At 39.4% G+C, this 11,226-nt stretch carries 10 protein-coding genes; 9 read left to right on the top strand and 1 reads right to left on the bottom strand.

Annotated elements, in window-relative coordinates; all coding sequences use genetic code 11:
* Positions 1-488: 488 nt before the first annotated feature.
* The 9 genes from FD724_RS21055 (at position 489) to FD724_RS21015 (ending at position 10,290) form a co-directional block, all read left to right on the top strand.
* On the top strand, positions 489-1,769 hold the full coding sequence (locus FD724_RS21055) for a histidine kinase (protein ID WP_179073990.1): 1,281 nt from the start codon (positions 489-491) through the stop codon (positions 1,767-1,769).
* A 119-nt stretch (positions 1,770-1,888) separates the two neighbouring features.
* Positions 1,889-2,350 (top strand): BON domain-containing protein, encoded by a 462-nt coding sequence (locus FD724_RS21050; protein ID WP_179073989.1) that lies wholly within the window; start codon positions 1,889-1,891, stop codon positions 2,348-2,350.
* Positions 2,351-2,529: 179 nt separating this feature from the next.
* On the top strand, positions 2,530-2,961 hold the full coding sequence (locus tag FD724_RS21045) for a CAAD domain-containing protein (RefSeq protein WP_179073988.1): 432 nt from the start codon (positions 2,530-2,532) through the stop codon (positions 2,959-2,961).
* Positions 2,962-3,231: 270 nt separating this feature from the next.
* Entirely contained in the window at positions 3,232-3,639 is a 408-nt protein-coding gene (locus FD724_RS21040) for a hypothetical protein (protein ID WP_114084710.1), read from the top strand.
* 431 nt (positions 3,640-4,070) lie between these two features.
* Positions 4,071-4,658, top strand: a complete 588-nt coding sequence (locus FD724_RS21035) for a LemA family protein (RefSeq protein ID WP_114084712.1) — start codon at positions 4,071-4,073, stop codon at positions 4,656-4,658.
* A 6-nt stretch (positions 4,659-4,664) separates the two neighbouring features.
* Positions 4,665-6,596 (top strand): M48 family metallopeptidase, encoded by a 1,932-nt coding sequence (locus FD724_RS21030; RefSeq protein ID WP_179073987.1) that lies wholly within the window; start codon positions 4,665-4,667, stop codon positions 6,594-6,596.
* A 377-nt stretch (positions 6,597-6,973) separates the two neighbouring features.
* Positions 6,974-7,693, top strand: coding sequence for a hypothetical protein (locus FD724_RS21025; protein WP_179073986.1), 720 nt, complete (start codon positions 6,974-6,976; stop codon positions 7,691-7,693).
* A gap of 287 nt (positions 7,694-7,980) precedes the next feature.
* Entirely contained in the window at positions 7,981-8,748 is a 768-nt protein-coding gene (locus FD724_RS21020) for a DUF1350 family protein (protein WP_114084715.1), read from the top strand.
* Between the two features lie 405 nt (positions 8,749-9,153).
* Positions 9,154-10,290: a SpoIIE family protein phosphatase gene (locus tag FD724_RS21015; RefSeq protein WP_114084716.1), complete on the top strand. Its 1,137-nt coding sequence runs from the start codon at positions 9,154-9,156 to the stop codon at positions 10,288-10,290.
* On the opposite strand, the gene FD724_RS21010 is transcribed toward FD724_RS21015, so the two are convergent.
* Positions 10,291-10,617: an STAS domain-containing protein gene (locus tag FD724_RS21010; protein WP_114084717.1), complete on the bottom strand. Its 327-nt coding sequence runs from the start codon at positions 10,615-10,617 to the stop codon at positions 10,291-10,293.
* Positions 10,618-11,226 lie beyond the last annotated feature (609 nt).

The raw sequence follows: 11,226 nt of genomic DNA, 5'->3' as shown, positions 1-11,226 counted from the left end.
AAATACCCATTTATAAAATGGCTTATTTATCAGCTTAATTATCAACTATCTAAGCTGACACTTTCTTAGGTAATAGGTTTATTTACCAAAGGTCGTATTTTAAAATTTATTTTTTTAGTTAAATAAAACTTTTTAATTTGCTAACTTTGTCACATTTTTACAAAATAAGTTTTTTACTATAAAAGTGAGATATATAAAAAACAATCTAAGTACACAGCAGTTCTTAAAAGGGTGAATTACTATTTTAGACATAATGAATCGATGTTTTTTATGTCAATATCTAGCAAAAATTTTAGAGCTAGAACATCTAAGTATTTATAAAAGCATGATTTTATAAATACTCATTTAGATAAAACCACCTATACCTAATGATAGAGATAAAAATTCTTCCAAGCGATTGATGAAACAAAAATCTAAACATGTATTAATAAGGGTATTACAAGCTATAAATTTGTGAATAATTTATTGTTGCTGAGGAGAAAAAGATAATGGTTGTAGGTGTACATAAACGTGCTGTAGGTGTATTTTCTAATCGTCGAGATGTTGAACATGCGCTACATGAATTGAAAAAAGTCGGCTTTGATATGAACAGAGTCTCTGTCATTACCCAAGATGGAGACAGAGAAGATATTGCTGGTGCTGAAGTGCGCGATCGCGTCGGTGATAAATCTGATGAAGGTGCTAAAGTTGGAGCCGCTACAGGCGGTGCTTTGGGCGGATTAACTGGTTTATTAGTCGGTCTTGGTACTTTGGCAATTCCTGGAATTGGGCCAATTATGCTGGCTGGAGCCGCAGCAACTACTCTAGCTACAACTCTTGCTGGTGCAGGGATCGGTGCGGTAGCTGGTAGTTTGCTTGGTGCATTGATTGGTTTAGGAATTCCTGAAGAACGAGCTAGAGTTTATGATGAACGTGTAAGACGAGGACACTATTTAGTAATCCTTGATGGCACAGATACAGAAATCGCTAGAGCAGAAGCAATTCTCCATCAGCGTGGTGTCGAAGAGTTTGGTATTTACGACAACCCAGATGCGAGAAATGCTGATTATGTCGCTCCAACCCATAACGTAAATGTGGCTCATAGTGGTGTTGCTAGACGCGCGATCGGAGTCTTTCCTCATCGCCGAGATGCAGAAGCAGCACTCACAGAATTACGAGATGCAGGTTTTCCCTTAAGTAGAGTCTCCATCATCGCCAAAGATACAGACGGTCGTGGGATCGCTGGTGTCGATGTAGATAGAAATGTCGCAACAGGTAATAAAGCAGACGATGGTGCTAAAACTGGAGCAGCTACAGGCGGTGTTCTAGGCGGCTTAACTGGCTTATTAGTTGGTCTTGGAACTCTAGCAATTCCTGGAGTTGGGCCTGTGATTGCTGGTGGTGCAGTCGCAACAGCTTTGGCCACAACCTTAGCTGGTGGTGCGATCGGTGCAGCTGCTGGCGGTATTGTTGGCGCATTGGTTGGCTTGGGAATTCCTGAAGACAGAGCGCGGGTATATAGCGATCGCTTCCAAAGAGGCGACTACTTGGTAATTATCGATGGTACCCAAGCTGAAATCCACCAAGCTGAAGCGATTCTCAACCGTCGAGGTATTGAAGAATTTGCTATTTATGATGCCACTGATTTAGGCGAACATCGGCCAGGTTCCGACCGAGTAATCCATCATGACACAGCAGTAGCTAATCCAATTCACCCCAATCACTCAACAGAGCCTCATATTAACGATCCTGCTGTAGTGATTGTTGACCGTCGTGATGAAACACTTTAATCCAAAGTAGTTTTCACTCTCACTAATTACACACAATTGCAAGAGCAAGAATTCAAAAACTTGCTCCTCACTTCACCGTAAAAACAACAAATTTCACTTTCCGATTGCGAATTAAATCTATGAAAAAGCTAACCCCCTTCTTAATTAGCACCCTTTTAGTTTTTGGTGTTGCTGCTTGTGATAACGCTTCTAAAACAAGTGAATCTGCACCAGGTAATCCTAATGAAGCTCCACAATCACCGACTGTACAGACAACAGAAGCTTCTCAGAAAGACGCACAAAGTGAAACTCGCAGAAGACAACTTGATTCTGATATCCGTGCCCGCGAACAGCGCAATAATACCACTGGTGGCGATGCGGATAGAGCTAAAGGTGACTTAGCAAGTGAAGTTCGCTCCAAGTTAGAGGCAAACATACCCAAGGGTCAACTAACAGTTGATGCCACAAAGGATGGAGTTGTGACTGTTGGTGGAACTGTTAACAATCAGCAAGAGTTGGCTAAAATTGAAACTTTAGCTAAACAAATTAAAGGCGTGAAAAGTGTAGTTGTTAAAACAACTGTTGCCCCACCAACAAGGTAAGTAACTAACAATAAATCCGAGTGAGTAGGTATAAAAAATAAATTTATATTTTCCTACTCGGTATTAATGGTCAGTTATACTTATTGCTGACCATTAATAATTGACAACTGACGACTTTAATAATTATATTTATTGATGCTCAGTTCAGTTACAGAAAATTTTGTAATTGTTGAAAAACTATGGAAACCGAACAACAGCAACGTCAATCCATCAATACTTCATTATCACAAGGTACGCTAGCACTTGAAGGTGTAGATGCAAATTTGCCAAAGTTACCGCCAGCATCGGAACCGGAATCTCAATGGCAGCAAATTAGTAGACAAGTTTCTCAATTTTTGGAGAAACTACCCGACTACTTAGGTAGCTTTTTTCAGGACTATAAACAGCCTCTAATAACTGTTGCGTTAATTCTAGCTGCCATTGTTACAGCAAAGTTAGTGCTAGCACTACTGGATGCGATCAATGATATTCCATTACTATCACCACTCTTTGAATTAGTTGGAATTGGTTATGCCAGTTGGTTTATTTTTCGTTATTTACTAAAGGCTTCAACTAGGCAAGAATTAGCTGATGAAATTCAATCCCTCAAAAATCAATTTGTGGGCGAATAAACTTTCTAACCATTCAACTAGCACAATACATTATGGTAGAAATTTATCTACCTTTAAGACAAGGGGCTTAAACTCCTTGTCTTAAATAGTAAATCTAAATTATTAGTATTTAACCTGAATTAATATTAATCTTTTGATACACCGGAAGATAGAGGATGTAATCCTCTTTTTAATTTTAAATCACTTCTAAAGATAGTAGCTCGGAGATTAAAAAAAGCTTAATCTAGTTTTTGAAGTTATTTAATAGATTCTTTTACGAGGACATAAATTATGGCTAATGAAGCAGTTAAGAGAGATATAGATTCATCCGATCGCGCTGAAGTAGATACTTACGATCGCGGCATTATCCCAGCCGAAACAGCTGCTCGGATCGAAAGAGAAGGAGGCAACTACAAAACACTCCCTACAGAAGAAAGAGAAGCAGATGCAGCTACAGATGATCAAACCGATCCAGAAAGTATACGCACTACTGACGGATACACCGTAGACAAAGAAGGTTTGTTGAACAACTATGCGGTTGAACCGGAAATGTACTACGAAGAACCAGGTGATGCACGCAAACAAGCAGCAGAAGATACTGCACAACGTGTTGAAGAACTTGGAGAAGTTAATCAGGATGAAGAAGGCAAGTTGACCGAAAAGGGTGACAAACGCGGTAGAGGCCCAGGAATAATTTAATTAACAACTATCCTTTTGGTGGGTGCAATTACACGTAAAAAGGCTAAATAGACATTTTGTAGAGACGCAATTATAGTAATTGCGTCTCTATTTATATAGCAATACGCTTGGGTTAACGCCAAACCTTGATTTCTCACAAGTGAGAAATCAAGGAGTGTGGGAGGTGTGGGAGGTGTGGGAGGTGTGGGAGGATGGGGAAGAAGTCTTACCCCCCACACTCCCCACACTCCCCACACTCCTCTGCCTACAGTATTGTGAGAAATCCGGGCAAAGTCCCTTAACTGCGTTGGGTGCAACCTATCTAGCTCAGTGCAATTGCGTAACTAATTTTACAGGCGACGAAGCCAACTTGTTAAAAGTAGACTCATCTTTATATCCACACAAATTTTGCTGGATATAAAGTCAGTACCTGATTGAAATAATCTAAAAATATGGGGCTTTTAATATTTTCTGTTGCTTTAGTTGCCATTGTTGCTCTAATTATCATTAATGCCTACAACGATTTAGTCAAGTATCGTAACCGTTACAAAAATGCTTACTCTCAAATCGATGTTCAATTACAGCGTCGCTATGACTTAATTCCCAACTTGGTGGAAACTGCCAAAGGGTACATGAAACATGAGCGAGAAACCTTAGAAGCAGTTATTGCGGCTCGTAATTCTGCAATTAATGCTAGCAGTCGAGCCGCACAAAATCCCGGCGATCCGCAAGCGATGCAACAGTTGGGCAATGCTGAAGGAGCGCTGACGGGTGCGTTAAGTCGGTTGATGGTACTTTCAGAATCTTATCCAGAATTGAAAGCCGATCGCGCCATGACTCAGGTGATGGAAGAATTATCTTCCACTGAAAACCGGATTGCTTTTGCACGTCAGGCTTTTAATGACGCGGTGACACTTTACAACACCAAGAGCGAATCTTTCCCCAGCAATCTTGTGGCAAATACTTTTAACTTTACTGTTGCAGAATTGCTTGCCGAAGCTACTCCAGAAATGAGAAATGCTCCACGCGTGTCTTTTTAAATATCTATGAATTTCTTTGAACATCAGGATCGGGCACGCCAAAATACGCAACAATTAATTGGATTATTTTCCCTGTCGATCGCAGTCATGATTATGGCGATTTACATTGCCACTTTATTTCTGCTCCGCATGGCTCCTCGTGTTTGGTGGCATCCAGGGATATTTCTCTACGTGGCTGGGATTACAATAATTGCGATCGCAGTGGGAAGTCTCTATAAAATTGCCTGTCTCCGTCAAGGAGGAAGCGTCATTGCTCAGGAGTTGGGGGGAAGACTGTTACTCCCAGATATGGCAGATGAACAAGGGCGACAACTATTAAATATAGTCGAGGAAATGGCGATCGCTTCTGGTATTTCTGTCCCGGAAGTTTATCTCCTGGAAAGAGAAACCAGCATTAATGCCTTTGCTGCCGGATTTACGCCCAATGATGCTGTAATTGGTGTTACCCGTGGGACTTTACAACATCTAAACCGAGATGAGTTACAAGGAGTCATCGGCCACGAATTCAGCCACATTCTTAATGGAGATATGCGGCTAAATTTGCGTTTAGTGGGACTCTTGCACGGGATTTTGTTCATTTATTTAACCGGAGAATTGTTGTGGCGCATTCGTGGTAGCTTCCGTTTAGGAAAAGAAGATAAGGGTTTACCTATCTGGGCTTTTGGTTTGTCACTAATGGCAATTGGCGGTATCGGATTAGTCTGCGGACGCTTGATTAAAGCCGCCGTCTCTCGCCAACGCGAATTTCTTGCCGATGCTTCGGCTGTACAGTTCACTCGCAACCCCAACGGACTTAACGGAGTCTTCCAAAAACTCCAACAGATGGATTCACGCTTGATTTCGCCTGGTGCAGAAGCCGCTAGCCACATGTTTTTTGGTAATGCGCTCAACCCCTCTTTCTGGGACAATATGTTTTCTACCCACCCACCTCTAGCAGAACGTATCCGTCGCGTTGGGGGTTTGAACGTCAGCAATTTGCCAGCAATGCCATCTAGCAATCAAATGCGTTCCCCTTCCCCGGAATCTCTAACAATGGGCTTTGCTGGTAGTTCTAACGCCACACCAGAACAGGTTGTCAACCAAGTTGGCAGCGTTACCCCAGAGCATTTTGCCCATGCTCAAGCACTGTTATCGCAGTTACCAGAATCCCTGCGCTTGGGTGTACGGGAGCAGGAAAGTGCAATGGCGATCGCTTTTGCACTAGCGTTAGATACAGAAAATATCGAGATCCAAGAACGTCAAATTGCTTGGTTACGCGAGGTACAGCCTGCTGAGCTGGTAGATAAAACTCTGGAATTGAGTAGCGAAATTAGCCAGTTAGATGCCAAAATTCGCTTACCACTTGTAGATTTGGCAGTACCCGTATTGCGCCAAAATTCTGCCAAAGAATGCAAAAGACTATGCAAATCTGTCCACGGTTTAGCTGTAGCCACCGGAAGTTTATCACTGTGGCATTTTGTGTTGCAGTTAATACTGTGGCATCGCCTCCAACCTAGTATAAATCCTACATCTACAACAACAGTAGAATACACCTCCATAGAACAGATTTGGCCAGATAGCCTGTTAGTACTGTCCGTAATTGCCCGCGTTGGACACTCTCAACCCAATGCGTCCACCGAAGACATCGCCTATGCTTTTCGTTCTGGAGTTTTTCGGCTTCCTAAAGCCGCAGAACAAGAAAAACCAGACACGCCACCAAGCTGTAATTTTACTGAACTTAAGAAAAGTATTGAACGCCTCCGCCTTGCCAGTCCCAAACTCAAGCAAGCTATTGTAGATGCCTGCGCTCACACGGTACTATTAGATAACAAAGTTACACAGTCAGAAGCAGACTTACTAAGAGCGATCGCTATGACGCTAGACTGTCCCATTCCCCCATTTTTAAACCCTCAGCGTGGCATTTCAAAACAGAAACAATCTTCTCCGAAGGGAAGTTAATGTAACGAGTGAGACACAATTATTTATAACTAAACAATAGAGTCCGTTTTTGCGGACTTTTCTATAGCTAGAAATAGCTGTTTAACAGGAAAATAACCCGTTGCATGATCTATTACATTTACAGGCAATTGATTTATTCACGCTCTCATTTTTTCTTGGCGTTCTTCTCTTCGATACGCTACACGTTGGCGGTTCGTTCATTTTCACAACTCAAATAGGATTTCTATCTGGGCAAAAGAGTATCATATTGTACAAAAACTCTTGGCATTGCCTAGAAGTATTAACTTGCTTAAAAAAGTTTAGACAAAATGCCAGCATTCTAGAAATTTGATTGCTATATTAGATTAAATAACTATTCTGGCAAGGATTAAAAAGCTGTGCGGGATGATTTACAGGGCTTGGAAATTAGTCAGGATGAACTGCAAAAGCTGACTAATTTACCTGTCAATGATCAACTTTTAATCATTACAAATCCTCTCAAAAATTTTGCAAAGTTATACATCCAAAAAATTAAAAGTTCGGAAGGAGCAACTGTAGTTTTTATTGGGTTTGCTACATTTGTTTTTGGCTATCTTTTATTTGATATAATTCTCAAAATATTTGTATCATGGATAGCAATTCCATCCTGGATAGTATTAATTATATTAGGTCTTTGGGTTGGCGGTCTGACGCAAACTATCTTATATTTAATATGGAAAAAGAGAAGTAAAATTGTCAAGATAAACATGACAAAATCTCTCCAAATCCTGTTAAACGATGTTGAAAGATATAATACTGTAATTAGAGCAATACATATCAATGACCAAATAGAAGAAGCTGGTAATCCAGAAGTGCTGATAAAAGAAAGAGAAAGTGTACTCGCAGCGCTTAATCTCACCAAAGCTGATTTAGTTCGCGCTTTGAAGACAGAAAGGATTTTGAGAGAGAATAAGAGCTTTATCCTTAGTAATACAGAACTATTCGTCAACAATTTAGCAACTTTAACAGCCATGCAAGTAAATGAACAGGCTACTGAGCATGGAAGGTTGCTCAATGAAGCATTACAGATTGCATTAGATGTGCAACACGAAATGAAACGATTACAGACTCAGGGTTAAAATAATTTGTAATGACTCTCTCTACAAGACGCTGTGCGGACTTGCTACGCTAACGTAATCACGTTCGTTTGCGAACAGCATATCGCAGACAAGACTCAGTAACGTAAGTTGTAATCGAAAAATAGGTCAGACTAAAAAACCTCTTCTGATAGCCCAGTTATGGCTAGAGATTTAAACTTCAACTGTAACGTAATTACCAATTGTTCGTAGCTTTTTCCATAATCCTTCCCACGGTAGCGATCCCCGGTCTAACATAAAGAATATCAAGAAAGTGATCGCTTATCGGCATGGACTGGAAAGAAGTCAGAGGTAACTGGGTAATCATTCCCCGAAATCCCATAGGTATCATCCATTTTTTAGGAGGTGCATTTGTCGCCACTGCACCACACATCACTTATCGCTGGTTACTCGAACAACTGGCAAGTAAAGGCTATGTTGTAATTGCTACGCCTTTTGTCAATACATTGGATCATACAGCGATCGCAAAATCCGTACTGTTAAACTTTGACCGCACCTTGGAACGATTACATGATTCTGGAGCATTACGCAAGCTTTACTTCCCCATCTATGGTCTTGGACACAGTATGGGCTGTAAACTTCACTTGCTAATTGGTAGCCTCTTTAAAGTAGAACGTGCAGGCAATATTTTAATATCCTTTAACAACTACGCCGCCAAAGAAGCTATTCCCCTAGTAGAACAGTTCAATTCTACTTTGAAAATCGAGTTTACTCCCTCACCGTTGGAAACTAACAAGCTTGTCCAAGAGCGTTACACTATCCGACGTAATTTATTAATAAAGTTTAGTAATGACACAATTGACCAATCAGCAGCTTTAACCAAAATATTACAAGAACGCTTTGATGACATGGTGACAGCACAAACGTTACCAGGAAATCATACAACGCCTTTAGGTCAAGATATTAAATGGCAAACTGGAACGTCTTTTACCCCCTTTGATGCATTAGGGCAATGGTTCAAGCAAGAAGCATACCGCGACTTGAACCAGTTAAGAAGTTCTATCCTGTTGTGGATGAATCCTCTTGCACCTCCATAACGTTTTATGACTGTCAAAAAGCCATAAATTCGACTGGGAAATATAGAAAAATTCCAGCTACATTAACTAATGTAATAATATTGGCATTAGTTAATAGTAGGAGGTTTCAGCTTTTTATTCTTCACGAGAGGCTATGCGAACAAAGTAGGTCTAAAACCCTTACAGCAAACTTTGAATTATTTACGCTGTCCTACTTATTAATACAGAAATACAGCAGGTTGCAACTAAGTACATAATTTAGGAATAAAAATTTAGATATAAAGAGTTTCTGCCTCCCACATTAAAACCCGTAGCTTTGTACTTCATGAAAAAGAAAACTGTTTTATTAGTAACTAATTAATTAAAATTATTTTTTAATTTCTATCTTTTCACCAAATTGTTAATGAGTTTTTCTGAGAAATTGCTATGTTCCAAATACTAATAATTGATGATGATTATTCCATAAAAATACTTTTGAAAAGGATGTTGGAAAAACAGGGTTATGAAGTAGTTACTGCCAGTAGTGGCGAGGAAGGAATAGAAAAAGCGCTAGCTTGCCATCCAGCACTAATTATTTGTGATTGGATTATGCCGGGGTTAACTGGTCTGGAAGTCTGCCAGCGTATTAAGGCAGATCCCAGATTTTTTACCACATTCTTTATTTTATTAACATCCTTAGACTCAGTTGCCGATTGCGTTAAAGGTCTAGATGCTGGTGCTGATGATTTTATTTCCAAACCTATCGAGCATAATGAATTACAAGCGCGGGTAAGAGCGGGGTTACGCCTGCATCAGTTGAGTAGGGATTTGCAGGCTCAAAAGTTGCTTTTAGAATCAGAAATGTCAGAAGCAGCAGAATATGTGCGATCGCTGCTGCCTTTTCCTATGACTGAACCTTTCAATATAAATTTTCGATTTATTCCCTCGCGGCAACTCGGTGGTGACTGTTTCGATTACTATTGGCTTGATGACGATTATCTAGCAATTTATTTACTCGATACTGCGGGACATGGACTCAAAGCTACTCTTCCCTCAGTTTCAGTGCTGAATCTGCTGCGTTCTCGTGCGCTCAAAAGTCTGAATTACTATCAACCTAGTGATGTGTTGAAGGCTTTGAATGATACCTTCCAGATGAATTATCAAAATGACAAATACTTTACGATTTGGTACGGAGTTTACAATCGAATTACCCGCCAATTAGTTTATTCTAGTGCAGGTCATCCGCCAGCAGTTTTAATAACTGGTTTATCACCGAGAAAGTCTGATGTTCAACTTTTGAAGACCCCCGGTATGCCAGTTGGGATGTTTCCAGAAGCAAAATATGTTGACGGGGTTTACAATATTGAAAAATTCAGTAGCCTTTACATTTTTAGTGATGGCGCTTATGAAATCACTAAATCAGATGGCACTCTTTGGAGTTTGGATGCTTTTATTCAGCTACTAGTTAGCTTACAAAACCCTGTTGATTGCCAACTCGATCATGTACTGAGTTATTTAATTGCTCTGAACTCCAAAGATGCTTTTGATGATGATTTATCTATTTTGCAAATGAAGTTTGATTAATTATGTATTGGATACTAAAACCTGATTGAATGCGTCTTGGCTAGGGAATATTTCAAATACTTTATCCATATTAGTAAGTTCAAATAATATCCTTACTTGCTCATTAATTGAGCAGAGAACAAGCTTAGTATCTGCTGCCCGCAAGGTTTTAAAAGCTAACACTAAAGCTCCTAAACCTGAGCTATCCATAAATATTACATCTTTAAAATCCACTAACACAATTTTCGCACCAGTTTCTAAAATATCAGTGATATTTTGTCGAAATTCTTGTGAAGTTGTGGCATTCAAATTACCACTGAGCTGAATAACTTTTACTTGTTCTCTCATAATTATGTCACGCTTATTTGTGTAAATGATGCTCTGATGCCGCTATTTTCGCTATTATATACCCATCATAGAGCATTTAAAAATGCTTTCAAAATTAAATCTAACATTAAAAATTGAGTAATAAATGATAATTAATCTGTATCGACGAAGATTCATTATAAATATTTAAATATGATGTTTTTGTAATTATAAAAAAAATACTAGCTTAATTAAGTATATTTTTTCTACTACGAACAGACTAACTATAAATAACAAAATTGGTAAGTTGGCATGATAAAACCCATGTATGTTTAATTGTGTAAAAACATTGGAATAACCAATTTTCAAGCTTTTGCTGATTTTATGTTTTATCACAGATATTGATTTTTAACGCCAACTTACTTTCATCTCATTGATGTAGCTATCTACTGATCTACAAGCTGAAGTTATGACTTTTCAGATTATTTCCTAAATATTTTTTTATTTATGTCCGATTACTTACATTATGGAAATAATTTATCTCTGGAATGCCGCTCTAGAGCTAAAAATTTCGGTTTCAACAGCGCCAAGTAAGCTTAAACCTACACCAACGCTTTAACAGAACTTCTCAGAGGCGATCGCATCTGCAAT

The organism is Nostoc sp. C057 (genome assembly GCF_013393925.1).
GTDB classification, from domain to species: Bacteria; Cyanobacteriota; Cyanobacteriia; order Cyanobacteriales; family Nostocaceae; genus Nostoc; species Nostoc muscorum_A.
Note: the sequence above shows the minus strand (reverse complement) of the source record. Positions and strands in the feature narration are given on the sequence as shown.

Coding starts and splice junctions, on each gene's coding strand:
- FD724_RS21035 (WP_114084712.1), top strand. CDS start 4,071: ATGGGGCTTTTAATATTTTCTGTTGCTTTAGTTGCCATTGTTGCTCTA.
- FD724_RS21020 (WP_114084715.1), top strand. CDS start 7,981: ATGGACTGGAAAGAAGTCAGAGGTAACTGGGTAATCATTCCCCGAAAT.
- FD724_RS21015 (WP_114084716.1), top strand. CDS start 9,154: ATGTTCCAAATACTAATAATTGATGATGATTATTCCATAAAAATACTT.
- FD724_RS21040 (WP_114084710.1), top strand. CDS start 3,232: ATGGCTAATGAAGCAGTTAAGAGAGATATAGATTCATCCGATCGCGCT.
- FD724_RS21050 (WP_179073989.1), top strand. CDS start 1,889: ATGAAAAAGCTAACCCCCTTCTTAATTAGCACCCTTTTAGTTTTTGGT.
- FD724_RS21010 (WP_114084717.1), bottom strand. CDS start 10,617: ATGAGAGAACAAGTAAAAGTTATTCAGCTCAGTGGTAATTTGAATGCC.
- FD724_RS21030 (WP_179073987.1), top strand. CDS start 4,665: ATGAATTTCTTTGAACATCAGGATCGGGCACGCCAAAATACGCAACAA.
- FD724_RS21045 (WP_179073988.1), top strand. CDS start 2,530: ATGGAAACCGAACAACAGCAACGTCAATCCATCAATACTTCATTATCA.
- FD724_RS21055 (WP_179073990.1), top strand. CDS start 489: ATGGTTGTAGGTGTACATAAACGTGCTGTAGGTGTATTTTCTAATCGT.